The organism is Yoonia sp. R78084 (genome assembly GCF_044595625.1).
Classification (GTDB): Bacteria; Pseudomonadota; Alphaproteobacteria; order Rhodobacterales; family Rhodobacteraceae; genus Yoonia.
On record NZ_CP138993.1, the window covers coordinates 1122267 to 1148440 of the forward strand.

Annotated in this window: 30 protein-coding genes; 24 read left to right on the forward strand and 6 right to left on the reverse strand. The window is 60.1% G+C overall.

Translation table 11 applies throughout. The features are described from left to right. Positions 1–3 precede the first annotated feature (3 nt). The 24 genes from fabD (at position 4) to cysE (ending at position 19970) form a co-directional block, all read left to right on the forward strand. Positions 4–942 carry an ACP S-malonyltransferase gene (gene fabD / locus SJY29_RS05790; RefSeq protein ID WP_400087824.1) on the forward strand — a complete coding sequence of 313 codons (939 nt, stop codon included), beginning with the start codon at positions 4–6 and terminating at the stop codon, positions 940–942. 19 nt (positions 943–961) lie between these two features. Further along, positions 962–1699, forward strand: a complete 738-nt coding sequence (gene fabG, locus SJY29_RS05795; RefSeq protein WP_400087826.1) for a 3-oxoacyl-[acyl-carrier-protein] reductase — start codon at positions 962–964, stop codon at positions 1697–1699. 204 nt (positions 1700–1903) lie between these two features. Then, positions 1904–2137: an acyl carrier protein gene (locus SJY29_RS05800; protein WP_055293044.1), complete on the forward strand. Its 234-nt coding sequence runs from the start codon at positions 1904–1906 to the stop codon at positions 2135–2137. Between the two features lie 250 nt (positions 2138–2387). Further along, entirely contained in the window at positions 2388–3647 is a 1260-nt protein-coding gene (gene fabF, locus SJY29_RS05805; RefSeq protein WP_400087828.1) for a beta-ketoacyl-ACP synthase II, read from the forward strand. After that, a complete protein-coding gene (mltG, locus tag SJY29_RS05810) occupies positions 3647–4804 on the forward strand; it encodes an endolytic transglycosylase MltG (RefSeq protein ID WP_400087830.1) in 1158 nt (385 codons plus the stop codon). Before fabF ends, mltG begins: the two co-directional genes overlap by 1 nt. Positions 4805–4974: 170 nt before the next feature. Continuing rightward, on the forward strand, positions 4975–5325 hold the full coding sequence (locus tag SJY29_RS05815) for a hypothetical protein (RefSeq protein WP_400087832.1): 351 nt from the start codon (positions 4975–4977) through the stop codon (positions 5323–5325). Next, a complete protein-coding gene (locus SJY29_RS05820) occupies positions 5249–6592 on the forward strand; it encodes a DNA-packaging protein (protein ID WP_400087833.1) in 1344 nt (447 codons plus the stop codon). The genes SJY29_RS05815 and SJY29_RS05820 overlap by 77 nt, the downstream gene beginning before the upstream one ends. 112 nt (positions 6593–6704) lie before the next feature. Continuing rightward, positions 6705–7886: a phage portal protein gene (locus SJY29_RS05825; protein WP_400087835.1), complete on the forward strand. Its 1182-nt coding sequence runs from the start codon at positions 6705–6707 to the stop codon at positions 7884–7886. Next, a complete protein-coding gene (locus tag SJY29_RS05830) occupies positions 7876–8088 on the forward strand; it encodes a hypothetical protein (protein WP_400087837.1) in 213 nt (70 codons plus the stop codon). Before SJY29_RS05825 ends, SJY29_RS05830 begins: the two co-directional genes overlap by 11 nt. Continuing rightward, positions 8085–8615 carry an HK97 family phage prohead protease gene (locus tag SJY29_RS05835; protein ID WP_055293038.1) on the forward strand — a complete coding sequence of 177 codons (531 nt, stop codon included), beginning with the start codon at positions 8085–8087 and terminating at the stop codon, positions 8613–8615. Before SJY29_RS05830 ends, SJY29_RS05835 begins: the two co-directional genes overlap by 4 nt. Before the next feature lie 32 nt (positions 8616–8647). Continuing rightward, positions 8648–9829 (forward strand): phage major capsid protein, encoded by a 1182-nt coding sequence (locus tag SJY29_RS05840; RefSeq protein ID WP_400087839.1) that lies wholly within the window; start codon positions 8648–8650, stop codon positions 9827–9829. Between the two features lie 169 nt (positions 9830–9998). After that, complete coding sequence (locus SJY29_RS05845) at positions 9999–10598, forward strand: head-tail connector protein (protein ID WP_400087841.1); 600 nt, start codon at positions 9999–10001, stop codon at positions 10596–10598. Beyond that, entirely contained in the window at positions 10595–10933 is a 339-nt protein-coding gene (locus SJY29_RS05850; protein WP_400087843.1) for a head-tail adaptor protein, read from the forward strand. The genes SJY29_RS05845 and SJY29_RS05850 overlap by 4 nt, the downstream gene beginning before the upstream one ends. Next, a complete protein-coding gene (locus tag SJY29_RS05855) occupies positions 10930–11343 on the forward strand; it encodes a DUF3168 domain-containing protein (protein ID WP_055293034.1) in 414 nt (137 codons plus the stop codon). The genes SJY29_RS05850 and SJY29_RS05855 overlap by 4 nt, the downstream gene beginning before the upstream one ends. 30 nt (positions 11344–11373) lie before the next feature. Next, positions 11374–11790, forward strand: coding sequence for a phage major tail protein, TP901-1 family (locus tag SJY29_RS05860; RefSeq protein WP_055293033.1), 417 nt, complete (start codon positions 11374–11376; stop codon positions 11788–11790). After that, positions 11790–12104, forward strand: coding sequence for a gene transfer agent family protein (locus tag SJY29_RS05865; protein ID WP_400087845.1), 315 nt, complete (start codon positions 11790–11792; stop codon positions 12102–12104). The genes SJY29_RS05860 and SJY29_RS05865 overlap by 1 nt, the downstream gene beginning before the upstream one ends. Positions 12105–12107: 3 nt before the next feature. Beyond that, a complete protein-coding gene (locus SJY29_RS05870; protein WP_400087847.1) occupies positions 12108–12302 on the forward strand; it encodes a rcc01693 family protein in 195 nt (64 codons plus the stop codon). Beyond that, entirely contained in the window at positions 12295–12954 is a 660-nt protein-coding gene (locus SJY29_RS05875; protein WP_400087849.1) for a phage tail tape measure protein, read from the forward strand. Before SJY29_RS05870 ends, SJY29_RS05875 begins: the two co-directional genes overlap by 8 nt. An 8-nt stretch (positions 12955–12962) precedes the next feature. Beyond that, on the forward strand, positions 12963–13595 hold the full coding sequence (locus SJY29_RS05880; protein ID WP_400087851.1) for a TIGR02217 family protein: 633 nt from the start codon (positions 12963–12965) through the stop codon (positions 13593–13595). Then, the gene (locus tag SJY29_RS05885) at positions 13592–14473 is read left to right on the forward strand and encodes a DUF2163 domain-containing protein (protein WP_400087853.1); all 882 of its coding nucleotides are present in this window, start codon (positions 13592–13594) and stop codon (positions 14471–14473) included. The genes SJY29_RS05880 and SJY29_RS05885 overlap by 4 nt, the downstream gene beginning before the upstream one ends. Further along, positions 14470–14907 carry an NlpC/P60 family protein gene (locus tag SJY29_RS05890; protein ID WP_400087855.1) on the forward strand — a complete coding sequence of 146 codons (438 nt, stop codon included), beginning with the start codon at positions 14470–14472 and terminating at the stop codon, positions 14905–14907. The genes SJY29_RS05885 and SJY29_RS05890 overlap by 4 nt, the downstream gene beginning before the upstream one ends. After that, positions 14907–18788 carry a glycoside hydrolase/phage tail family protein gene (locus SJY29_RS05895; protein ID WP_400087856.1) on the forward strand — a complete coding sequence of 1294 codons (3882 nt, stop codon included), beginning with the start codon at positions 14907–14909 and terminating at the stop codon, positions 18786–18788. Before SJY29_RS05890 ends, SJY29_RS05895 begins: the two co-directional genes overlap by 1 nt. After that, positions 18785–19078: a hypothetical protein gene (locus SJY29_RS05900; RefSeq protein ID WP_400087858.1), complete on the forward strand. Its 294-nt coding sequence runs from the start codon at positions 18785–18787 to the stop codon at positions 19076–19078. The genes SJY29_RS05895 and SJY29_RS05900 overlap by 4 nt, the downstream gene beginning before the upstream one ends. An 82-nt stretch (positions 19079–19160) precedes the next feature. Then, complete coding sequence (gene cysE / locus SJY29_RS05905; RefSeq protein WP_110278591.1) at positions 19161–19970, forward strand: serine O-acetyltransferase; 810 nt, start codon at positions 19161–19163, stop codon at positions 19968–19970. A gap of 53 nt (positions 19971–20023) precedes the next feature. Here the strand turns inward: cysE and SJY29_RS05910 are convergent, their stop codons facing one another. The 6 genes from SJY29_RS05910 to SJY29_RS05935 all read right to left on the reverse strand — a co-directional run bounded on the left by SJY29_RS05910 (position 20024) and on the right by SJY29_RS05935 (position 26134). Continuing rightward, positions 20024–21340, reverse strand: coding sequence for a pyruvate dehydrogenase complex dihydrolipoamide acetyltransferase (locus tag SJY29_RS05910; RefSeq protein WP_400087860.1), 1317 nt, complete (start codon positions 21338–21340; stop codon positions 20024–20026). A 12-nt stretch (positions 21341–21352) separates the two neighbouring features. After that, positions 21353–22717, reverse strand: coding sequence for a pyruvate dehydrogenase complex E1 component subunit beta (locus SJY29_RS05915; RefSeq protein ID WP_400087862.1), 1365 nt, complete (start codon positions 22715–22717; stop codon positions 21353–21355). A gap of 3 nt (positions 22718–22720) precedes the next feature. Then, positions 22721–23731, reverse strand: a complete 1011-nt coding sequence (gene pdhA, locus SJY29_RS05920; RefSeq protein ID WP_055293021.1) for a pyruvate dehydrogenase (acetyl-transferring) E1 component subunit alpha — start codon at positions 23729–23731, stop codon at positions 22721–22723. Positions 23732–23874: 143 nt separating this feature from the next. Continuing rightward, positions 23875–24174, reverse strand: coding sequence for a septum formation initiator family protein (locus SJY29_RS05925; RefSeq protein WP_400087864.1), 300 nt, complete (start codon positions 24172–24174; stop codon positions 23875–23877). 126 nt (positions 24175–24300) lie between these two features. After that, positions 24301–25122, reverse strand: coding sequence for a patatin-like phospholipase family protein (locus SJY29_RS05930; RefSeq protein ID WP_400087866.1), 822 nt, complete (start codon positions 25120–25122; stop codon positions 24301–24303). An 82-nt stretch (positions 25123–25204) separates the two neighbouring features. Next, positions 25205–26134 (reverse strand): class I fructose-bisphosphate aldolase, encoded by a 930-nt coding sequence (locus SJY29_RS05935; protein WP_400087868.1) that lies wholly within the window; start codon positions 26132–26134, stop codon positions 25205–25207. Positions 26135–26174: the final 40 nt, after the last annotated feature.

Sequence of the window (26174 nt, forward strand, 5' to 3'; positions counted from 1 at the left end):
TTCATGCGCGCATTTGTATTTCCGGGGCAGGGTGCACAGACAATCGGGATGGGTAAGGCCCTTGCTGATGCTTATCCGGCGGCCAAGGCCGTCTTTGATGAGGTGGATGAGGCGCTGGGGGAGGATCTTTCTGGTCTGATCTGGGGGGGTGAACTGGACGCGCTGACACTGACAGCGAATGCTCAGCCTGCGTTGATGGCGACCTCGATAGCCGTGATGCGTGCGCTTGAGGCAGAGGGTGTCACGGTGGATGCCGCATCATTTGTGGCAGGTCATTCACTTGGGGAATACTCTGCGCTTGCGGCGGCAGGTGCGTTCACTGTCGCAGATGCGGCCCGTTTGCTGCGCGCACGCGGCATCGCGATGCAAGAGGCGGTGCCTGTGGGCGTCGGGGCGATGGCCGCGATTTTGGGGCTGGATTTTGCGGCTGTGAAAGCGGTCGCCGAAGAGGCCGCGCAGGGCGACGTGTGTCAGGCCGCTAATGACAATGATCCCGCGCAGGTGGTTGTGTCGGGTCACAAGGCGGCTGTTGAACGGGCCGTCGAGATTGCCAAGGCAAAAGGGGCCAAGCGCGCGTTGCTTTTGCCAGTCAGCGCGCCTTTCCATTGCAGCCTGATGCAACCCGCCGCCGATGCGATGGCGCTTGCGCTGGATGCGGTCGAGATCGCGCAGCCCAAGGTGCCTGTGGTGTCCAATGTGCTGGCCGAAGCGGTCAGTGACCCGGCAATGATCCGCCGCTTGCTGGTAGAGCAGGTCACCGGCTCGGTACGCTGGCGTGAAAGCGTGATGTATATGGCCGCCCAAGGCGTGACAGAGGTCTATGAGATCGGTGCAGGCAAAGCCCTGTCCGGCATGGTCAAGCGGATTGATCGGGGGATCAACGCGGTGGCGGTGAGCTCGCCCGAAGATGTTGTAGCAGCGGTTGCTGCCATCAAAGCATAAGTTGAAGAAGGACGTATAAATGTTTGACCTGAATGGAAAGAATGCGCTTGTAACAGGTGCATCCGGTGGCATCGGTGGCGCGATTGCCAAGGCGCTCTATGATGCGGGCGCAACGGTTGCCTTGTCGGGCACCCGGGTGGCGCCGCTGGAAGAGCTGGCCGCGTCCTTGGGGGAGCGCGCGCATGTTTTGCCGTGTAACCTGAGCGATGCCGAAGCGGTGACGGCGCTGCCCAAACAGGCCGCTGACCTGATGGGATCGGTTGATATTCTGGTCAACAATGCGGGCATCACGCGCGACAACATCTTCATGCGGATGTCCGATGAGGAATGGTCGTCTGTGCTGGAGGTCAACCTGACCTCGACGATGCGTCTGTGTAAGGGCGTGATCCGTGGGATGATGAAAGCGCGTTGGGGACGGATCGTGAATATCTCTTCCGTTGTCGGTGCAACAGGCAATCCGGGGCAGGCCAACTATGCGGCCTCGAAGGCCGGTATGGTGGGGATGTCAAAATCCATCGCTTACGAAGTGGCAAGCCGTGGCATTACGGTCAACTGCGTTGCCCCCGGTTTCATCACGACGGCGATGACAGACAAGCTTACCGATGACCAGAAATCCGGCATCCTGACGCAGGTTCCTGCCGGGCGGATGGGCGAGGCCGAGGAAATCGCGGCGGCCGTGCTTTATCTTGCCAGTCCCGAGGCTGCCTATACGACAGGGACCACCTTGCATGTGAATGGCGGGATGGCCATGATCTAGAAGATCATCACTTTCGGTGATTGAAAGCGTTTGCCAAGCGGGTATTCTCTGCTATAGGCCACGCAGATTTGCTGAACGGTGCATGTGACGCCACGTCAATTGTTGTGCAGGGCAGATAAGGCTGCGACCCGTCACGGGCGCATAAAGTTAGGCACAAGCCTAGGGAACAACGGGCGAGAGCCCACAGAAACGTAAGGATTTAATATGAGCGACGTTGCAGACCGCGTACGCAAGATTGTTGTAGAGCATCTTGGTGTTGAAGAAGACAAAGTGACGGAAGCTGCGTCCTTTATTGATGATCTGGGCGCAGACAGCCTCGACACTGTTGAGCTGGTTATGGCTTTCGAAGAAGAGTTCGGGATCGAGATTCCTGACGATGCTGCAGAAACCATCCAGACATTCGGTGATGCGGTTAAGTTCATCGACGGCGCAAGCTAAGCGTCAGGTTCGGTTTTGTGAAACGGCGTCCCTCGGGGCGCCGTTTTGCTTTTGTGGGGTCGTCTGTCATTCGCGGGTCGGCGGTATGCGCGGCAGTGGAATCAGTCTCTGGCGCATTTTTCATCAAAGAGCGAACAGGACGCTTTCTGCAATTGGTGCAATCCTTGCCGATCAAGATTGCTGCACTTGCCCCTTGGCCCTTGGCTGGGCTATCAGTGTCGGCAAATACGCCAAGAGGTGAGGGCAAAATATGCGTCGTGTTGTTGTGACAGGTCTGGGGTTGGTCACGCCCCTTGCAGATGGTGTGGAAAAGTCTTGGGAGCGCATTCTTGACGGCCAGTCCGGCGCCGGCAAGATCACCGGCTTTGATCCCAGCCGTCTGACCACACAGTATGCCTGTGAAGTGCCTTTGGGCGACGGGACCGACGGCACGTTTAACGCCGACAAATACCTTGATCCCAAAGAGCAGCGCAAAGTTGATACCTTCATCATCTTCGGTATGGCGGCGGCGCAACAGGCGATTGAGGATTCCGGCTGGGCCCCCGAGGATCGTGAGGATCTGGAACGCACGGGCGTGATGATCGGATCGGGGATTGGTGGCCTGAATTCGATTGCCAATACCGCCGTGATGATGGCCGAGAAAGGCCCGCGCCGCGTATCGCCGTTCTTTGTGCCGGGTGCGCTGATCAACCTGATTTCCGGTCAGGTGTCGATCAAATACGGGTTCCGTGGCCCGAACCATGCGGTGGTGACCGCCTGTTCGACAGGGGCCCATGCGATTGGCGATGCGTCGCGTCTGATCCAGCATGGTGATGCGGATGTCATGATTGCCGGTGGCGCCGAGGCTGCGATCTGCGAACTGGGGATTGCCGGATTTAACGCCTGTAAGGCGTTGAGCACGAAGCATAATGATGATCCGACCAAAGCCAGCCGCCCGTGGGATGCCGACCGCGACGGATTTGTCATGGGCGAAGGTGCCGGGATTGTGGTGCTGGAAGAATATGAACACGCCAAAGCGCGTGGTGCCAAGATTTATGCAGAAGTGCTTGGCTATGGTTTGAGTGGTGACGCCTACCACATCACCGCGCCGCCACCCGATCACGAAGGGGCGGAACGTGCCATGCGCGCGGCCTGCCGCAACGCGGGGATTGATCCAAGCCAGATCAATTATGTGAACGCGCATGGCACGTCGACGATGGCAGACACGATTGAACTGGGTGCTGTCGAGCGCCTAGTGGGTGATGCCGCTTCATCGTTGAAGATGTCCTCGACGAAATCGGCCACCGGCCACCTTTTGGGGGCTGCGGGTGCGATTGAGGCGATTTTCTCGATCTTGGCGATCCGTGATCAGGTCGCGCCGCCGACCATTAACCTTGATAATGTGGATTGCGAGACGGTTGTCGATCTTTGCGCCAACGAAAAGAAGCCAGCCAAGATTGATATCGCTCTGTCGAACTCGTTTGGCTTTGGTGGCACGAATGCCAGCGTTGTCTTCGGGAAAGTGGATTAATGTGGCGTCATATCGCGTCGAATGCGCTGACGTTCCTGATTGTCGGGCTGTTCCTGCTTGCGGGCGTGATTGCCTGGGGTGGCCGTGAATACCGCACGGCAGGCCCGCTGGACGCCGCCATTTGTCTTGAGGTGCCGCGCGGGGGCAGCATGAAGGCGCTAAGTTCTGATCTGGTGGATCAGGGCGCGATTTCGTCGGCCTTTATCTTTGAGGTTGGCGCGGATTACACCGAAAAATCCGGTGATTTGAAATTTGGCCGCTTCCGTGTGCCAGCAGCGGCGTCGATGGAAGAGATTGTTGATATCGTCACCCGTGGTGGCCGCAATACGTGCGGTGCCGAGGTGATCTATCGCGTCGGGATCAACCAGACGCTTGTCGATGTGCGCGAACTTGATCCTGCGACTAATGAATTCATCGAAGTTGCGGATTTTGTGGTGGGCGAGACCGAACCGCCAGCGAGCTATGAGGCCATCAAGGCCGATGGCAGTGCCACGTTCAGGCTCGTTATTGCCGAGGGTGCAACAAGCTGGCAGATCGCGAACGCGCTTGGACAGATTGACAGTCTGGTCGCGGATGTGACCGAGGCACCGGCCGAAGGCAGCCTTGCGCCGCGTGACTATGAATTCACGCCAGGGGATACGGTATCGTCGATCCTGAACCGGATGCAGGACACGCAGGCGGCGATTTTGGCCGAGGCTTGGGAGAACCGTGTGGACGGGCTGCCATTGGAGACCCCTGAAGAGGCGCTGATCCTTGCCAGTATCATCGAGAAAGAGACCAGTGTGCCCGATGAGCGCCGTCAGGTGTCGAGCGTCTTTGTGAACCGTTTGAACCTTGGCATGCGCCTGCAAACAGACCCCACGGTGATTTACGGCATCACGCGCGGTGAAGGTGTCTTGGGCCGTGGTTTGCGCCAGAGTGAACTGCGCGGCGAAACGCCGTGGAACACCTATGTGATCACTGGTCTGCCGCCAACCCCCATTGCAAACCCCGGACAGGCGGCTATTGAAGCGGCGCTCGATCCTGATACCACAGAGTATATTTTCTTTGTGGCTGATGGCACCGGAGGGCATGCTTTTGCGACCAATCTGGATGACCATAACCGCAATGTGGCCCGCTGGCGCGAGATCGAGGCGCAGCGCGCGAACGACGGGTAACGTTCTATATTTGTTAACAAATTCTTAATGGCGCGTCCTCTGGAGGCGCCATTTTTGTTGACTTATCGTAGTGTCAGGCGTAGTTTACACAGGCTAGAAGACGGGGATCAACGAACGTAATCCCCGTCGCTCGACCGTAACGGAAGTTTCCTTCCCAAGGTCAGTTCAAAATGAATACACCAGATAAAACAGGGCCGGATGGCCTCGAGTCGGCATCCGACAGGGTCGTCGAGATAGATGCCGTGTCGCGGTACGTCCGCGAGAGGCTGCGCGAAATGGCTGATGACCTGAAAAAGGTTACCTACGGCAATCTGAATGAAATCAACAAACAGCTTGATCTTTTACATGCGTCGCACCTGCGGGTGGTGATCGCTGAGGATAAATTCCATGACAAAATCGGAACCGACCCTGATGCAGACGCTATCGACTATGACGCGATCAGGGATGACATCGGGCGCCAACTTGATCGCCTCCGCGACGCCCTCATCGCAGAGGGCGTTCTTGGGGATGCTGACGGATGAGCAGCTGCGCGCATTGCCATATCTGTTTGATTTCTGGGCCATGCCGCATCAGATCGCACCAGAAGGTGATTGGCGCACTTGGGTGATTTTGGGCGGTCGCGGCGCGGGGAAAACCCGCGCCGGTGCGGAATGGGTGCGCAGAATGGTCGAAGGGCCGACGCCCCATGCGCGAGGCACTGCGCGCCGTGTGGCTTTGGTAGGCGAGACGATGGATCAGGCCCGCGAGGTGATGGTCTTTGGTGATAGCGGGATACTTTCGGTCTGCCCTGATGACCGCCGCCCGTTGTGGATTGCGGGGCGGCGGCTGTTGGTCTGGCCCAACGGGGCCGAGGCCCAGCTCTTTTCCGCCCACGATCCCGATAGCCTGCGCGGGCCGCAGTTTGATGCGGTCTGGGCGGATGAACTGGCGAAATGGCGCAAGGGGGACGCGGCGTGGGATATGCTGCAGTTTGCGCTGCGGTTGGGGGACAGCCCGCGGGCCTGTGTAACCACAACGCCGCGCAAGTCGCAGCTACTGCGCGATCTGCTGGAGATGGACACGACCGTTGTCACCCACGCCCCTACACAGGCCAACCGCGCAAATCTGGCCGCGAGTTTCCTGCGCGAGATCGAGGGGCGCTATGGCGGCACCTCGCTGGGGCGGCAGGAGATGGAAGGCCTGATGCTGACCGAGGTCGAGGGGGCGTTGTGGTCATCGGATGATCTGGCGCGTTGTCAGGTGGCCGAGGTGCAAAGGCCTGACCGCATTGTCGTGGCAATCGACCCGCCGGGTACATCGCATGCGGGATCGGACGCCTGCGGGATTGTGGTGGCGGGGGCCTATATGAAAGGGCCGCCGCATCAATGGACCGCTGTTGTGTTAGAGGATGCCAGTGTGAAAGCGGCACGCCCCACGGTCTGGGCCGAAGCCGCAATTGCGGCGATGCGCAGGCACGGGGCCGACCGTCTGGTCGCCGAGGTCAATCAGGGCGGTGATATGGTTGAGGCGGTCTTGCGCGGTGTGGATGGCATGGTGCCCTACCGTTCCGTTCACGCGTCCAAAGGCAAAGTTGCGCGCGCGGAACCTGTGGCGGCACTCTATGAGCAGGGTCGTGTGGCGCATGTGCTGGGTCTCTTTGCGCTGGAAGACCAGATGGGGCAGATGACCGGCGCAGGATATGAGGGCAAAGGATCGCCCGACCGTGTCGATGCACTTGTCTGGGCGCTTTATGATCTGATGATCGAACCCGCTGCAAAGTGGCGCAACCCCAGCATTCGTACGCTGTAAGGGCGTTGCGCGCCGGTGCGTGCGCTGCTGTGTCAATTTCCTAATCCCGCTGAGGCAAATTGTTTTTCGTGAACTGCAGATGGTCACCACCGACCGGCACCAGGAGTTTTGAATGTTTGATTTTTTAAACCGTACCAAGCCAGACGCGGCCCCTGTCGAGGTGAAAGCCTCGGCGACGGGGCGTGTGATGGCGATGTCCGGTGCCGGTCGCGTTGCTTGGTCGCCGCGTGATGTGGTGTCACTGACGCGGGCGGGTTTCACCGGCAATCCCATCGGCTTTCGGGCAGTGAAGATGATTGCGGAGGCGGCGGCGGCCCTGCCAGTTGTCGTACAGGACGCTACGCGCCGCTATGATACCCATCCAGTCCAGTCGCTGTTGGCGCGCCCCAATGCAGGGCAGGGGCGGGCGGAGTTGCTGGAGGCGCTCTTCGGGCAGGTGTTGCTGACCGGCAATGGCTATCTGGAGGCTGTGGCCGATGAGGGGCTGCCTGTCGAGATGCATGTGCTTCGGTCGGATCGTATGTCTGTGGTGCCGGGTGCGGATGGTTGGCCTGTGGGCTATGAATATCTGGTCAACGGACGCAAACACCGCTTTGCAGTGGCCGAAGGGCTGAGTCCGATTTGCCATATCAAGAGTTTCCATCCGCAGGATGATCATTACGGGTTTTCACCGCTACAGGCGGCGGCCTCGGCGATTGATGTGCATAATGCAGCGTCGCGGTGGTCAAAGGCCTTGCTGGACAATGCCGCACGCCCCTCGGGTGCGCTGGTCTATCGCGGGGCGGACGGGCAATCATCGCTGACGGCGGATCAATATGACCGGTTGCTGGGCGAGATGGAGACCCAGCACCAAGGGGCGCGCAATGCGGGCAGGCCGATGTTGCTGGAAGGCGGGCTCGATTGGAAACCGATGGGGTTTTCGCCCTCGGATATGGAATTCCAGAAAACCAAAGAGGCAGCCGCGCGCGAAATCGCGATTGCCTACGGTGTGCCGCCGATGCTCCTCGGGATTCCGGGAGATGCGACCTATGCCAATTACCAAGAGGCCAACCGCGCCTTTTACCGCCTGACGGTGCTGCCACTGGCCACCCGTGTGCTGAGCGCAATTGCGGTCTGGCTGTCTGATCACGGCGGCGAAGAGGTGGCGTTGCGCCCTGATCTGGACCAGATTTCGGCGCTCTCATCCGAGCGTGATGCCCAGTGGCGGCGTGTGAGTGAGGCTGATTTCCTGACAGCGGCGGAAAAGCGCAATCTGTTGGGCTTGCCGGCAGTGGAGGTGGGTGATGGATCGTAAGGTTGTTGAACTGGACGGCACACCGCGCCGCGACGCACCGCCGCCGGTCACAGATTTCTGGTTTGCGCAGGTTGATGTGCGCCTGAGCCAGATTGAATTCATCGTTGCACGGCTGGAATGGCAAATCTGGCTGATCGTTTGCGGCTGCGCGGGATTATTGATTTTTGAAATCGTCAAAGCACTGAGCGGGGTTCGGACATGAATTTGGAACATAAGTTTAGCGCCTTGGGCACGGAAGTGACCGTCACTGACGGGACCACGATCAGTGGCTATGCCTCGGTCTTTGGGCTGTCGGATCAAGGTGGCGACACCGTTGAAAAGGGCGCTTATGGGGCCTCGCTGGCCAAAGGGCGTGGCGTCAAGATGTTGTGGCAACACGACCCTGCCCAGCCGATTGGGGTGTGGGACGAGGTGCGTGAGGATGCCAAGGGGCTTTGGGTCAAGGGACGTTTGCTGACAGATGTGGCCAAGGGCCGCGAGGCCGCGTCGCTGATTGCGGCGGGCGCGATTGATGGTTTGTCCATCGGATATCGCACCGTGAAGGCCCGCAAAGACGACAAAGGCGGACGCCTGTTGTCTGAGTTGGAACTTTGGGAGGTGTCTTTGGTCACCTTTCCGATGCTTCCGGATGCGCGTGTGGGGGCCAAGGGGGAGGACCCTGCGGAGACCGCATTGCGTGAGATGGCTGCGGCATTCGAGGGTGCGCGCCGCATGATGGCGCGGGACTAACCCCGCCCAAAGGACAGATCAAAGGACTGATTATGACAGCAACTGAGAGCAATTCTCGGGACGGGGAAGATGTGTCTCCTGCCCAGGCTCTGAACACGGCGATTGCCGGATTTATGAGCGACTTCAAAGACTTTTCCCACGGCGTGAATGCCAAACTTCAAAAACAGGATGACCGGATGAACAAGCTGGACCGAAAGACAATGATGACGACCCGCACGGCACTGGCCCATGCGGCATCACAGGATGCGCCGCACCAGAAGGCCTTTGCCGCCTATCTGCGCTCTGGCGATGATGATGGCTTGCGTGGCCTTGAGCTGGAAGGCAAGGCGCTGGGAACGACGATTGCCGCTGACGGGGGCTATCTGGTCGATCCGCAAACTGCCGAAACGATCCAGAACACGCTGTCTTCGACCGCGTCGATCCGGTCGATTGCCAGTGTCGTGAACGTTGATGCGACGTCTTATGACGTGTTGGTCGATCACTCGGAAATGGGTGCGGGTTGGGCCACAGAGAGCAGTGCGGTCACGGAAACCGACACACCGCGCATTGAGCGGATTTCCATTCCGTTGCATGAGCTGTCTGCCCTTCCCAAGGCATCGCAGCGTTTGCTGGATGACAGCGCGTTTGACATCGAGGGCTGGTTGGCTGGCCGCATAGCGGACAAGTTTGCCCGTGCTGAAGCGCAGGCATTCATTGAAGGTGACGGCGTGGATAAGCCGACGGGCATGCTGACCTATGGCACAGTGGACAATGACAGCTGGACCTGGGGCAATCTTGGCTATGTGCCCTCCGAGACGGCGGGCGGCATTACCCGTGCGGATCCGATCATTGATCTGGTCTATGCGCTGGGGGCGGAATACCGCGCAAATGCGACCTTTGTGATGAACTCCAAGACCGCAGGTCATATCCGCAAGCTCAAGGATAATGACGGCCGTTTCGTATGGGTCGATGGTCTGGCGATGGGCGAGCCTGCGCGTCTGTTGGGCTACCGCGTGCTGATCGCCGAGGACATGCCCGATATTGCCGATAACGCGATGGCCGTGGCCTTTGGTGATTTCCGTGCCGGTTACACCGTGGCCGAACGCCCTGATCTGCGCGTGTTGCGCGATCCGTTCTCGGCCAAGCCGCATGTGCTTTTCTATGCCACCAAGCGCGTGGGCGGTGCAGTCAGTGATTTCGCCGCGATCAAGCTGCTGAAGTTCGCAGTCAGCTAGGGCTGAGCTGTGGAACGGGTGCCGCCGAAATGCGGCGCCCAACCCCCGGGCGCACATCAAGACAATCCTCGCATTGTCTAGCAGTTCCCTTCCGTCCGAGCAATGCGGGGGGCGGGTGCGTCCGGGGCCCTGAGGGCCGATAGGTGGCCAGAATTTGCGGAGTAATTCCATGATGTTAGTCGAAGAGACCACCGTGCCGCTTTCGGCGCTTCCGGTCGCTGAATTCAAAGACCATTTGCGCCTGGGATCGGGGTTTTCCGATGATGGAGTTCAAGACGCGGTGCTGGAAAGCTATCTGCGTGCGGCGCTGGCCGCGATTGAGGCGCGCACCGGCAAGATCCTGATCGAGCGCGAATTCAGCTGGCGCCTGACCGCCTGGCGCGATGCGCGCCGCCAGCCGCTCCCTGTTGCGCCTGTCAGCGCGATCAGCGCAGTGACGCTGGTGAATGCGCGCGGAGACGAGAGCGTCGTTGACGGTGCCCTCTGGTCTCTGGATCCCGACATGCAGCGCCCCGGTTTGCGGCCTGTTGGTACGTTTTTGCCAAACCTTCCGCATGGCGGGTCTGTGCGGATCGGGATGCTGGCGGGCTTTGGCCCCGAATGGCGCGATCTGCCCGCCGATCTTGCGCAGGCTGTGATGCTGCTGGCCGCGCATTTTTACGAATATCGCCATGATGTGTCACGCAATGCCCCGACCATGCCGATGGGCGTGCAGGCGCTGATCGAACGCTACCGGACCGTGCGTCTGTTCATGGGGGGCAGCCAATGAGCGCGCCGCAATTGAACCGTGCGCTGGTCCTTGAGGCGCCCATGAAGATTGCGGATGGCGCGGGGGGGTATGCGCGCCAGTGGGAGCCTTTGGGGGTGCTTTGGGCCGAACTGAAGGCAGGTGCCGGGCGTGAAAAGGCCGAGACAGCCGCAACCCTGTCGCGCGTGCCCTACCGGATCACTGTCCGCGCGGCCCCATTTGGCGCGCCCTCGCGGCCCGTGGCGGGCCAGCGCCTGCGTGATGGCGCGCGGATATTCAATATTCACGCGGTCGCCGAGCGTGACACAGGCGGGGCCTATCTGACCTGCCACGCCGAAGAAGAGGTATCGCCATGACCTATAGCGTTTCTGGTGCCCTTCAGACGGCGATATTTCAGCGGTTGAGCACGGATACCGCGCTGGCGGTTCTGGTGGGTGCGGATATCTATGATGCGCTGCCTGCGGGCCCGTTGCCGCCGCTTTATGTGGTGTTGGGGGCCGAGGACGTGCGTGATGCCTCTGACAAGACAGGCAACGGGGCGTGGCATGATCTGGTGATTTCGGTCGTGACGCAAAGCGCGGGTTTTGCCAGTGCCAAGGCGGCAGCGGCGGCTGTCTGTGATGCCTTGGTCGATGCCCCGCTCACTCTGGAACGCGGCAGCCTTGTTGCGCTGAATTTCCACAAAGCCAAAGCGGCCCGTGTCGGCACCGGTGCAGTGCGCCAGATCAACCTGAATTTTCGTGCCCGCGTGGCGGATGACACGTAACCCAACCGAATTTCGAAAGGAGTACACCTGATGGCTGCACAAAATGGTAAGGACCTGCTGGTCAAGATTGATATGACCGGCGGGGGGATGTTCGAAACGGCCGCAGGGCTGCGGGCAACCCGCATCAGCCTGAATGCCGAAACAGTTGATGTCACCAGTCTTGAAAGCGAAGGCGGCTGGCGTGAACTGCTGGGCGGGGCAGGCGTGAAAACCGCCGCGATTTCAGGCTCAGGTGTGTTCAAGGATGATGCCACGGACGAACGCGCGCGCCAGATCTTCTTTGATGGCGAGACGCCTGATTTTCAGGTCATCGTGCCGGGTTTTGGCACATTGGAAGGCCCGTTCCAGATCACCGCGATCGAATATGCGGGGTCCTACAACGGTGAGGCCACCTATGAGCTGTCGCTTGCCTCTGCCGGTGCGCTGAATTTTGTGGCGCTGATCTGATGGCAAACCCCTGGGCCGGTGAGGTGAGCATTATGATCGACGGTGTACCGCATACCTGCAAGTTGACACTGGGCGCCTTGGCCGAGCTGGAGGCGACGCTGGGAACAGGCACTTTGGTTGACCTGATCCGCCGGTTCGAGGGGGCTGCCTTTTCCGGTGCCGATGTGATGGCGGTGGTTGTTGCAGGGCTGCGTGGCGGCGGATGGACCGGCACAATGGCCGATCTGCTGACCGCTGATATCGCAGGGGGGCCTGTCGGTGCTGCCAAACTCGCCGCCACGCTCTTGGCGCGCGCTTTTGCTGTGCCGGAGTAGGGCATGGACTGGCCGGGTCTAATGTGGGCGGGACTGCATCATCTGCGCCTGCATCCTGCCCAATTCTGGGCGCTTACCCCTGCGGAATTGCAAATCATGCTGGGGGCGGATGCGGCGAAGGCCCCTCTGGGCCGATTGCAGCTTGATGCGCTGCTGCGTGATTTCCCTGACGACGTGAAGGACGAAAGACATGGATGAGTTCGACAAGATTGACGCGCTAGAGGGCGGCGTCGGGACCCTGGAAGAAAGTCTGGGTGATGCAGCGGTGATGACAGCGGCTTTTGACGACCAGCTGCGCCAGATGCAAGGCGCGTTGGTACAGACCAGCCGTGATCTGGGCAATCTGGAGCGTGGCTTTTCCACCGGCCTGCGGCAGGCCTTTGACGGGCTGGTGCTGGATGGGCGAACCCTGTCGGATGTGCTGAGTGGATTGGCCGACAAGATGTCCAAGACAGTCTACGCCGCGGCGGTGAACCCTGTCACCGACCACTTTGGCGGGTTGATGGCTGACGGGGTGAATGCAGTGGTTTCGGGCCTGATGCCTTTTGCGCAGGGAGGATCGTTTTCCCAAGGCCGCGTGATGCCTTTTGCCAAAGGCGGTGTTGTTGCGCAGGCGACCAGCTTTCCGATGCGAGGTGGCATGGGCCTGATGGGCGAGGCGGGGCCCGAGGCGATCATGCCGCTGGCCCGTGGCCCTGACGGCACCTTGGGGGTGCGTGGCGGCGGGGGCGGCGCGGTCACGGTCAATATGAACATCACAACCCCTGATGTGCAGGGGTTTCAGCGCAGCCGAGGCCAGATCGCAGCGCAGATGAGCCGCGCTTTGGGCCGCAGTGACCGTCACCGTTAGGAGCCGATATGACTTTCCATGATGTGAGATTTCCCGCCTCGTTAAGCTTTGGCGCTTTGGGCGGGCCCGAGCGGCGCACCGAGATCGTGACGCTGGCCAATGGCTATGAGGAACGCAATACGCCCTGGGCGCATGCGCGCAGGCGGTATGACGCAGGTCTGGGGCTGCGGTCTTTGGACGATGTTGAAACGCTGATTGCGTTTTTCGAGGCGCGACAGGGGCAGTTGATCGGCTTTCGCTGGAAGGACTGGAGCGATTATCTTTCGTGCCGTCCTTCGGCGGCGGTCACGTCATCGGATCAGCTGATCGGCGTCGGCGATGCAACCACGTGCCTGTTTCAGCTGCAAAAAGCCTATCGGTCGGGTGAGACCGTTTATCGCCGCCCGATTACCAAACCCGTGGCAGGCTCGGTGCGCGTCCAGGTTGGCGGTGATCCGGTGACACAGGGTGTGGATTACGAAATAGACCACAACACCGGCATGCTGACCTTTGCGAGCGCCCCTGACCACACGGCCGAGGTGCGCGCCGGCTTTGAATTCGATGTACCGGTGCGGTTTGACACCGATGCGATCATGACCTCGATGTCCAGCTTTCAGGCGGGCCAAGTGCCAAATGTCCCCGTGATCGAGGTGCGTCTATGAGCAGTGAAGCACTCATCGCCCATCTGCAATCGGGCACCACCCATACCTGCCACTGCTGGCTGATCGTGCGGCGGGATGGCCGGATGTTCGGCTTTACCGACCATGACCGGACCTTACGGTTTGGCGGTGTGGACTACACCCCGCAGAACGGGCTGAGCGCGCGTGCGATTGCCAGTACTACGGGGTTATCGGTGAACAACACCGAAGCCTTCGGCGTTCTGTCTGACGACGCTATCTCCGAGGCCGATATTCTGGCGGGCCGTTTTGACGGGGCGGCGGTACAGGTCTGGCTGGTGTGCTGGGATGATGTGGCGCTGCGGAAAATGCTGTTTCGCGGCACCTTAGGAGAAATCACGCGCGCTGCGGGCGGGTTTGAGGCCGAATTGCACGGGCTGACCGAGGCGTTGAACCGGATGCAGGGCCGGTCCTACCTCAAGACCTGTAGCGCTGTACTGGGGGACGGGCATTGTAAGTTCGTGACAGATCACAGTTCATACCGGCTTGAATTTAGGTTGTCTGTGCCCAGTGACGGCCAAGTGTTTGATGTGGCTGGCGGCGCGTCCTTCAATGCGGGCTGGTTCGAGAATGGCACTTTGCGGGTGCTGAGCGGCGCGGGCGCAGGACTACAAGGCGTGATCAAGCGTGACAGCGGAACCGAGACACGCGTGCTCACGCTCTGGTCCCCGTTGCAGGCGGTGATCCGCGCGGGGGATCTGATCCGCATCACTGCAGGCTGTGATAAACGCCCTGTGACATGCCGTGAGAAATTCAACAATTTTCTGAACTTTCAGGGGTTCCCCGATATTCCCGGCGATGACTGGCTTGTCAGCGTGCCGCGCGCGGATCGTCCCAACACGGGCGGGAGCCTGAGCCGATGAACGATCGCGTCGTCACGATTGCCCGCACATGGTTGGGCACGCCCTATGGGCATCAGGCTTCGGTGCAGGGGGTCAGCTGCGATTGTCTGGGCCTGTTGCGCGGTATCTGGCGCGAGGTCTACGGCCAAGAGCCCGAAGCAATCCCCGCCTATACGCGCGACTGGTCCGAGCCACAGGGGGTGGAACGCTTGCTCTGTGCCGCCAAGCGCCATTTCCATGATGTGAGCGACACCCCTTTGGCCGCCGGCCAGGTGGTGCTGTTCCGCATGCGTCAGGGTGCCGTGGCCAAACACCTTGGGCTGGTGTCACAGACTGGGGCCTTGCCGCAGTTCATTCACGCCTATCAGGGCCACGGCGTCGTCGAGAGCCCACTATCTGCGCCGTGGCGAAAACGGATCGCCGCACGCTTTGAATTCATCGAGAGGGACACCTGATGGCAACGATTGCACTTTCTGCTGTGGGCATGGCGCTGGGCGGCTCAATTGGCGGGTCTGTTGTGGGTCTGTCGATGGCGACGATCGGGCGGGCGGCCGGTGCTGTGATTGGCCAGCGTATCGACCAGCAGATTTTGGGCTCTGGCAGTGGCAGTGTCGAGACCGGCCGCATTGACCGTTTCCGTGTCACAGGTGCGGCCGAAGGCGTGGATATCCAGCAAATCTATGGCCGGATGCGTATTGCGGGGCAGGTCATCTGGGCCTCGCAGTTTCAGGAAAGCTCTTCGACATCCGGCGGCGGCAAAGGGGCGCCATCCGCGCCCAAGACGACAACCTATTCCTATTCTGTCAGCCTCGCCGTCGCCTTGTGCGAAGGGCAGATCAGCAGCTTGGGCCGTATCTGGGCCGACGGGGCCGAGATTTCGCCGGATACCCTGAACATGCGGGTCTATGTGGGCACCGAGGACCAACTGCCCGATCCCAAGATTTCCGCCATCGAGGGGGCGCAAAACACGCCTGCCTATCGCGGCACCGCCTACGTTGTGCTCGAAGACCTCGCGCTGGGCCAATTCGGGAACCGGATCCCGCAACTGACGTTTGAGGTGATGCGGGCGGGCCAGGGGGTGCGGGATGACGCGTTGCAAACCGCGCAGGCCGTCACACTGATGCCCGGAGCAGGGGAATACGCGTTAGCCACGTCGCAACTCACGGCCTCAGCAAGCTACGGGGCGCAACAGGCGGTCAATACCAACTCGCCCATGGGGGGCAGCGATTTCACCGTCTCGATGAACGCAATGCAGGCTGCCTTGCCGCAATGCGGTGCGGTCCTCTTGCCGGTCACGTGGTTTGGCGATGATCTGCGCTGCGGGTCATGCGCTATTGAGCCAAAGGTCGTGCAGGGGCAGACTGACGTAGGCGCGATGCCTTGGCGCGTTTCCGGCAAGACCCGCAGTGCTGCGGCTACGGTCACCGAAGTCGATGGAATTCCGGTTGCTGGGGGCACGCCGGCGGATGCGGCTGTGATAGAGGCGATCACAGACCTCAACGCGCGCGGGCTTGACGTGGTTTTCAGCCCCGTTGTGATGATGGATGTGATCGCGGGGAATGGCTTGCCTGACCCTTACGGCACGACCGAACAGGGTGCTTTGCCGTGGGTTGGCGATATCTCCCTGACGGTGGCGCCCGGTATGGCGGGATCGCCAGATGGAACTGCTGCCGCCGATGCGCAGGTCGCGGATTTCATGGGGCAGGCGGGACCTTCCGATTTCAACATCTCAGGCACGCAAGTGACGTATACGGGTGCCGCCGAGAACAGCTACCGGCGCTTCGTGCTGCACTATGCGCATCTTTGTACGGCTGCCGGTGGTGTGTCTGCCTTTTGTATCGGCACAGAGCTTGCGGGCCTGACGAAGGTACGTGGGGCCAGCGGTTTTCCCATGGTCGCGGCCTTGCGTGCCCTTGCCGCCGATGTCCGCCAGATCCTTGGGGGGGCATGCAAGATCAGCTATGCCGCCGACTGGTTCGAATATCACGGGATGCAGCCTGCGGGGACCGATGACAAGATTTTCCACCTTGATCCTCTCTGGGCCGATCCAAATATCGATTTCATCGGTGTGTCGGCGGCGCTACCCTTGGCAGACTGGCGTGAAGGCAGCGATCACCGCGATGCAGATGTCGGGACCATCTATGATCTGGATTATCTGCAAGGCAATGTCGCGGGTGGTGAACACTATGACTGGTCCTATCCCACGCCCGAGGCCCGTGCAGCACAGCGCCGTGTACCCATTACCGATGCAGATGGCGAGCCTTGGGTCTGGCGCGCCAAGGACTTTCACGGCTGGTGGGCGCACCGGCACCATGACCGGATCGGCGGCATCAGACAGAGCGTCGCCACAGATTGGGAACCGCAGAGTAAGCCGTTCTGGTTCACCGCGATCGGTTGTCCCGCCATCGACAAGGGCGCCAATGCGCCGGGCCGTTTCCTTGCGCAGGCAGCGCTGCCGCTGGCCTCGAACGGGAACCGTGACGACCTGATGCAGATGCAATACCTGCAGGCCATGACACGCCATTTCTCTGACCCTGCAAAGAACCCGCTGTCTGACATCTATGGCGGGCGGATGGTGGATATGGCGCATCTGCATGTCACAGGCTGGGATCCGCGCCCTTATCCCTATTGGCCGGGCAACCGTGCGGTCTGGTCCGACGGTGACCGCTACGCCACCGGCACCTGGCTGAACGGGCGCGCCTCGGATCGGTCGCTGGCCTCGGTGGTGGCAGAGATCTGCGCGCGCTCGGGCGTGCACGACTATGATGTGCGCGGGCTTTTCGGTGTCGTGCGCGGCTATACCGTGTCGGATGTCAGTACGGGGCGCGCAGCACTCCAGCCGCTGATGCTGGCCTACGGGTTTGATGCGGTCGAACGGGATGGCGTACTGGTCTTCCGGAGCCGTCATGGGCAGGTCAATCATCACCTCACCGATGCCCATATCGCATTGGATCCTGACAGTGATAGCGGTCTGTCGCATACGCGCACGGCCGAGGCAGATATCGCAGGGCGCGTGCAATTCGCCCATATCACCGCTGATGGCAATTATGAGGCTGTCGCCGCAGAGGTGACCCTGCCGGATGATGACACTTTGACCACAACACGCAGCGAAGCGCCTTTGGTTCTGACCCGTGGCGAGGGGCAGGATCTCGTCTCCCGCTGGCTGCAAGAGGCACGTGTCGGGCGCGAGACCGTCCGCTTTGCGCTGCCGCCCTCGCAACAGAACGTGGGTGCGGGCGATACGATTGATCTGCGCGCGGGTGGTCATGCGGGAACGTACCGGATCGACCGGATCGAAGAGGCGGGCGCGCGCCTGATCGAGGCCACGCGGATCGAACCCTCTGTCTACGCGCGGGGCGCACGCCCCGAGGACAGCGTGCAATTGCAGCCCTACATCGGCCCGATCCCCGCGGAACTGCTGTTCCTCGACATCGGCATGCTGACCGGTGACGAGCTGCCCCATGCGCCTTATGTTGCGGCGGCCGGTAACCCGTGGCCTGGGAACATCGCGCTTTATGGGGCACCGCAGGACAGTGATTATGCCTTGCAAAGCATCCTGAACGAACCGGCCACGGTCGGTGTCACCCAAACGGCGCTGTCACGGGGTCCTGTGGGCATATGGGACCGTCAGGCGGGTGTCGAAGTGACCTTTGTCAACGGCAGCGCCAGTGCGGCCCTGCAAGAGGCGGTGCTGGCAGGGGCCAACACCATCGCGATCGGCGACGGGACAAAGGACAATTGGGAAATCCTGCAGTTCCAGGAGGCGACTCCGCTCGCTGCCAGCGTTTACCGCCTGTCGGGTCTGTTGCGCGGGCAGGCGGGCAGTCGCGGGTTGATGCCGCAAACATGGCATCCGGGATCACGGGTCGTGCTGATGAACGGGGTGCCGGGGCAAATTACACTGCCGACTGCGGCGCGCGGCACCGCGCGGCACTATCGCTTTGGTCCCGCAGCGCAACCCATGTCCGACGCCAGCTTTCGCTATGAGACCCACGCCTTTGCGGGGAACGGGCTGCGGCCCTATCCGGTGGCACATTTGCGCGCCTCGTCGAACGGTGGGGATGTTGTGATCTCATGGATCAGATGCAGCCGCATTGACGGGGATATCTGGGCCGATGGCGAGATCCCGCTGGGCGAGGATAGCGAGGCCTACCGCCTGCGCATCTACAAGTCGGGCCAGCTGCGCCGCGAGCAGATCGTTGCAACAGCGCAGTGGACCTACGCGGCTGCCGATCTCGGCAACGATATCGGCTCCGGCTTTTACACAATAGAGGTCGCGCAACTCTCTGACCGTTTTGGCGCTGGGCTGACAGCGCAAATCGAGCGTTACCTGTGAGGCCGCTTCATCTGGCCGACATCGAAACCGCCGCGCGTGCCTTGGCGCTGATTGCCCCAGAAGAACGCGCGGCGGTCATGCGAGACATGATCGCAAAGGCCGCGCTTGCCGACAAATACCGCCTTGCACATGGCCGCCCGCACCCGCTTTTCGGGACCGGCACGCTCATGTCCTGTGCCCTGCGCAGGGCGGTTGCACCGCGTCCTGCGGCGCTGGGGCCGGATGCTCTGCACACGTTCGTCATCGCCGCAAAGGAACTGCGCGAATATTTCATGCATCAAATTCAGTGACACACACCATCACAGCTTTGTTCTTGGCTTGAAGGCCCTATCTGCTTTAGACAGATGACCAACAAGCAGCGAGGTAAGTGCCATGGCGCGTCCAAACCCCAGTGTCACCGAGTTTGATCCGGTCTGGCAACGCATCTGCCAAGAGGCAGAGGCGGCCATTGATGCAGAGCCGCTTATGGGCGGGCTGATCTATTCGGGTATCCTGCATCATAAATCCTTTGAAGGCGCGCTGGCCTACCGCATTTCGATGAAGCTCGCGTCGCGCGAAATGTCCGAGCAGATTCTGCGTGAAATCGCAGACCAGGCCTATGTCGTATCGCCCGATCTGGTTGCAGCGGCGCGCGCCGATCTTGTGGCGACCTATGACCGTGATCCGGCCTGCCACCGCTTTATGAAACCCTTGCTGTTTTTCAAAGGGTATCAAGCGGTACAGTGCTATCGTCTGGCACATTGGCTTTATCAGCATAACCGCAAGGATCTGGCCTATTTCATCCAGATGCGCACAAGCGAGATGTTCGGCGTCGATATTCACCCCGCCGCGAGGATCGGGCAGGGGATCATGATCGACCACGCTCATTCTATCGTTGTCGGCGAAACCGCTGTTGTGGGCGATAACGTGTCGATGCTGCATTCCGTCACCTTGGGCGGCACCGGCAAAGAGGACGATGACCGCCACCCCAAGATCGGCGACGGCGTGCTGATCGGGGCCGGGGCGAAAGTGCTTGGCAACATCAAAGTCGGCCATTGCAGCCGGATCGCCGCAGGGTCTGTGGTGCTCGAAGAAGTGCCGCCGATGAAAACGGTGGCAGGTGTGCCCGCCAAGATCGTGGGCGAGGCAGGCTGTTCCCAGCCGGCGCTCAGCATGGACCAGATTTTGAAGACGGTGAAATAAAAAAGGGCGGCCCAATAAGTGGGCCGCCCTTTTTCTATCTTTATATCAGCACTTTATGCCAGCATCGTCATAGGGTTTTCAAGGTTGTCCTTGATCGCATTCAGCAGGTTTGCACCCAAGGCACCGTCAATCACACGGTGATCAACCGACAGTGTCGTCGACATGACTGTGCCCACGGTCAATTCGCCGTCAGCCCCGACAATCGGCTTTTTCACACCCGCACCCACCGCGAGAATTGCCGCGTGTGGCGGGTTGATGATCGCATCAAAGTTGTCGATGCCGAACATGCCAAGGTTAGAGATTGCAAAGCTGCCGCCTGCGTATTCATGCGGTGCCAGTTTGCGGTCGCGGGCACGTGTGGCGAGGTCTTTCATCTCGGCTGAAAGGGCAGAGAGCGACTTCATCTCGGCATCTTTCAGCACAGGAGTAAAGAGCCCGCCTTCGATGGCGACAGCGACCGCCACGTCGGATTTCTCGAACTTCAGCGTCCGGTCACCGGCCCAAACCGCATTCGCATCGGGCACCTGCTGCAAGGCAAGTGCGCAGGCCTTGATGATGAAGTCATTGACCGACAGCTTCACGCCACGCGGTTCAAGCTGTTTGTTCAACTGGGCGCGGAATTTCATCAGCGCGTCCAGCTGGATATCGCGGCGCAGATAGAAATGCGGCACGGATTGCTTGGCCTCGGTCAGACGGGCGGCAATCGTCTTGCGCATCCCGTCAAGCTTGACCTCTTCGAACGGACGATCCGCATAGGTCTTCAGCACAGCATCGGTTGAAGGACCAGCGGCCATTGCTGCACCGGCAGAAGCTGCGGGCGCAGGCGCATCGGCCTTGGCCGCAGGTGCCGCAGCCTTGGGTGTGGCAGTCGCGTTCTCCACATCGGCCTTGACGATCCGGCCATGGGGGCCAGAACCACTGATCTGTGTCAGATCAAGGCCCTTATCGGCAGCAATCCGGCGCGCCAGCGGCGTTGCAAAGATCCGCTCGCCGTCCTTTTTCGGCGCGGCAGGGGCCGCCGCAGGCTTCTCGGCCGCTGGTGCGGCACTCGGCGCGGGTTCAGGTGAAGACGGTGCTTCAGCGGCGGATGAACCGGACGAAACGTCGCCGATATCATCCGCACTTTCGCCATCTTCCAGCAGAATGGCGATCACATCGTTGACCTTCACGCCTTCGGTGCCTTCGGCGATCAGGATCTTGCCCATCACACCTTCGTCCACCGCCTCGAACTCCATCGTGGCTTTGTCGGTCTCGATTTCGGCCATAATGTCACCGGAGGACACTTTGTCCCCCTCTTTGACGTGCCATTTGGCCAGCGTGCCTTCCTCCATCGTGGGGGACAGGGCAGGCATCAGGATTTCTGTTGGCATTGCGCGGTCTCCTTAACGGTAGGTTACTTTTTTACAGGCTTCCACGACCTCATCAGCGGTCACCAAAGCATGTTTTTCGAGGTTGGCAGCATAGGGCATCGGCACGTCTTTACCGGTGCAGGTAATAACGGGCGCATCGAGGTAATCGAACGCCTCTTGCATGATCACACTGCTGATATAGCCGCCGACGCTGCCTTGCGGCCAGCCTTCTTCAACGGTGACACAGCGGTTGGTCTTGCGCACGGAATTCAGGATTGTCGCCGTGTCCATCGGACGGAGGGTGCGTAGGTTGATCACCTCGGCGTTGATGCCCTCTTCGGCCAGCTTTTCAGCAGCCGCCAGCGCATAGGTCATACCGATCCCGAAGGACACGATGGTCACATCATCGCCTGCGCGCTCGATCTTGGCCTTGCCAAAGGGAATGGTGAAGTCATCCATGACCGGCACATCGAATGATTTGCCGTAAAGGATTTCGTTCTCAAGGAAGATCACAGGGTTGGGGTCACGGATTGCGGTCTTCATCAGACCTTTTGCATCCGCAGCCGAGTAGGGCATGACGACCTTCAGACCGGGGATCTGCATATACCATGCCGCATAGTCCTGAGAGTGCTGCGCACCTACGCGGGCAGCGGCACCGTTCGGTCCGCGGAATACCATGGGGGCACCCATCTGACCGCCCGACATATAGAGCGTCTTGGCGGCAGAGTTGATAATGTGATCAATGGCTTGCATGGCGAAGTTGAACGTCATGAATTCCACAATCGGCTTCAGTCCGCCAAAGGCGGCACCCACACCAATACCTGCAAAACCGTGTTCGGTAATAGGCGTGTCGATCACGCGCTTGGCGCCGAATTCATCCAGCAGACCCTGGGAGATCTTATAAGCGCCCTGATACTCGGCAACTTCCTCACCCATTAGGAACACGTCGGGATCACGGCGCATTTCTTCGGCCATCGCATCGCGCAGGGCTTCACGCACGGTGGTTTGCTTGACCTCGACATCTGCATCCCAGTCAGGCGTCGCATCCGCAACTGGTGCCGCAGGTGCAGCAACAGCAGGGGCTTTGGTTGGGACAGGTGCCGCTTCTTCTTTGGCCTCGGCAGCAGGGGCCGCACCAGCGGCGGGCACGTCTTCGCCTTCTTCCACAAGGATCGCGATGGGTGTGTTCACTTTCACCCCTTCTGTGCCTTCGGCGATCAGGATCTTGCCAACCACGCCTTCGTCAACGGCCTCGAATTCCATCGTGGCTTTGTCGGTTTCAATCTCGGCCATGATGTCGCCCGAGGAGACAGTGTCGCCCTCTTTGACAAGCCATTTGGCCAATGTGCCTTCTTCCATCGTGGGCGAGAGGGCGGGCATAAGAATTTCGGTTGCCATTCCTTAAGCCTCCTGCGGAATTTCGGTTGCGTAGATATCTGTCCAAAGCTCGTCCAAGGCAGGCTCGGGGCTTTCTTTCGAAAACTCTGCGGCCTCGTTGACAATGGCTTTGATTTCCTTGTCGATGGCCTTGAGGTCATCGTCCGTCGCATGTTTGCCGGTCAAGAGCATATCGCGGATCTGCTCGATCGGGTCACGCTCGTCGCGCATTTTCTGCACTTCCTCGCGGGTGCGGTACTTTGCAGGGTCCGACATGGAGTGGCCGCGATAACGGTATGTTTTGACTTCCAGAATATAGGGGCCCTTGCCCGCGCGGCAGTGGGCAACAGCGCGCTCGCCTGCTTCTTTCACGGCCAGAACGTTCATGCCGTCCACTTCCTCGCCGGGGATGCCGTAAGCCGCACCGCGTTCCCAAAGCGACGGAGACTTGGTCGAACGCTGGACCGAGGTGCCCATGGCATACTGGTTGTTCTCGATCACGAAAACGACCGGAAGGTCCCAAAGTTCGGCCATGTTGTATGTTTCATAAACCTGGCCCTGGTTCGCAGCGCCATCACCGAAATAGGTGAATGTCACGCGTCCGTTGCCTTTGTATTTATCCGCAAAGGCCAGACCGGCGCCGAGTGGCACCTGCGCCGCCACAATCCCGTGGCCGCCATAGAAATGCTTCTCTTTCGAGAACATGTGCATGGAGCCGCCTTTGCCTTTGGAAAAACCACCCTCGCGGCCCGTTAGTTCGGCCATAATCCCCTTGGGGTCCATGCCACAGGCCAGCATATGGCCGTGGTCGCGATAGGATGTGACGCGCTTGTCGCCTTCCTCGGCTGCAGCCTCAAGGCCCACAACAACCGCTTCCTGCCCGATATAGAGGTGGCAGAAACCGCCGATCAGGCCCATGCCGTACAACTGGCCCGCCTTTTCCTCAAATCGCCGGATCAACAGCATTTCACGGTAATGTCCCAGCAGTTCCTCGGCTGAGACGTTGGGTTTCGCGGCGGCCTTCTTGGGCGGCATGTGCTATCCTCCAGCGGTTTCGTATTTAGTTTAGTATTAAACTATCTACTAAAGCATGCCCCGAACAAATGCGAGAGTCAAAGTGACCCTTCGTCAAGCGTGAGTGGAATAGCTGTGTTGCGCCGTTCGAATGTCAGGATTGATTAGCGAATGACGATTTCATCGGCGCGGATCATGCCCAAAACATCGCGCGCCTGTTGATCGAGAAGATCCAGATCAAGAAAATCGTCAGACAGGCGCATGGTCAGGTTTTCCATCCGTGCAACCTCGTCTTCAAGCGCTGCCAGCTCAACGCTCAGCGCATCACCCTCGGCACGCACTTCGATCCGCTTGAAGAGACCGTAGTCGCCCTGCACGGCGGCAAATGTGAAATACAGCCCCAGCATGATCATGCCGAGGAAGTAAAACAATGCACCAAGTTGTGTGCGGCCGCGTCGGATCATAGGTCTGCCTCAAACGTCACCTCTGGCGGATGACTAGAAGCAGAATCGCATATCTGATTCGCAAAGGGAATCCCTTAAATGCAACAAACCTGTTAATTTCTTGCGTTTTTTGAACCCGGGCGGGTGTTATGTGCTCAGGCGATCAATCTCGTGCTTCACCTGCTCACAGAGTGCCGCCGTCTGGTTGAGGATTTCCTTCGCCTTCAACAAATCCAGCGCGCGATAGCTATCAACGGGCGGGCGCAGCAAGACTGTTTGGGGGTATTGCATTGCCGTGTTCTGAACGATCGACATCTGCATCATCTGGTTGGACCCATAGACCGCGTCGATCTTGCTCGGGCGCTCTTTGGGATCGCCGCTTGTGCCGCCTGATACGTCAATGGCGATCACATGATCCGCGTCACCTTGCACAAGATCCAGCGGGCAGGGGTTCGTCGCGCTGCCATCAATGTGGTAGCGGCCGTTGCGCGAGACAGGCAGGAACACCGCAGGCATGGCAGCCGAAGCAGCCATCGCAAAGAGCAGCGGCCCGTCAGCGAACACTGCGGTGCGCTGGCCATAGAAATCCGTCGCGGCGATTTTCAAAGGGGTTGCCAGTTCCGCGAAGGTTTCGGGAATCGCATCCGGCAACACAACGTCAAGAATGCGTTCAAGGTTCAACTCGCCGATACGCGGTCCGCCTTCCTCGAAAAACCGCTTCAGGCTGGTTGCGCGGGTCTTGAAGGCATCATTGATCAGCGAAAGGGGATTGCTGATCTTGCTAAAGACATGGTCGGTGATCGCGTCAGCACGCATACCCGCGCAGGCGGCTGCCCCGATGATCGACCCCATCGAGGTACCTGCGATTGCCTTTGGCTTGACGCCCAACTCATCAAACGCACGGACCGCGTGAATATGCGCCAGTCCGCGCGCGCCGCCCGCCCCCAGCGCAAGTGCAATAGAATGCATGATGTTTGTCCTTGTCTCAGCCACAGAATTTATCTGCACAGGTCATAAGGCAATCAACAGCGCAGGGAAACGGGCGTGTGGCCTAGTCCTTGCCGCGATAAATCTCGACCAGTTTGTTCAGCATCGCCAGCGCGTCTGCGCGGTCCCGCTGGAACGAATTCCGACCGATGATGGACCCGTTGCCACCGCCATCACGGATCGCACGCGCATCATCGTAAACCGCATCGGCACCTTTGGCTGCACCGCCCGAAAAGACCATCAAACGGCGCCCGTCAAAGGCGCTTTGCACACAATGGCGCACGCGGGCCGTTTGGGTCGCAACATCAATACCTTGCGCTTCGTAAACCTTCTTGGCCTCGCCAAGGCTCAGATGATCGGTCGAGAGTTTGATCTTGATGATATGCGCGCCAAGAAGGGCCGCGATCTGGGCCGCATAGGCGCCAATATCAATGGCGGTCTCGCCGTCCTTGTCCAGCGCTTCACCGCGGGGGTAGGACCAGATGACGGTCGCAATGCCCTTGGCCGCCGCTTCGCGGCGCATCTCCGCGATATCGCCGAACATATCAAGTGCTGCAGATGAGCCGGGGTAGACAGTAAAGCCGATGGCAGAACAGCCAAGCCGCAGCGCATCATCGACAGACGCGGTAATCGCTTGGGTCTTGGGCGCTGCATCGGGGATCAACGAATTGGCCGAGTTGACCTTCAGAATTGTCGGGATTTGCCCTGCAAAGGTATCGGCACCGGCCTCGATCATGCCGAGGGGAGCTGCATAGGCGTTCAGGCCCGCGTCAATCGCCAGCTGATAGTGATAATGCGGGTCATAGGCGGCAGGGTTAGGGGCGAATGAGCGGGCAGGGCCGTGCTCGAACCCCTGATCGACGGGAAGGATAATCATCTTGCCCGTGCCACCCAGTTTGCCGTTCATCAGAATGCGCGCCAGATTGGCCTTCACACCGGGTGTTTCCCCTTCGTAGTTGGCAAGGATTTTCTGAACGGTACGGGTGGTTTTCATGATGGGCCCCTTGTGGCTGAACAGCGTTACCTGACCGATA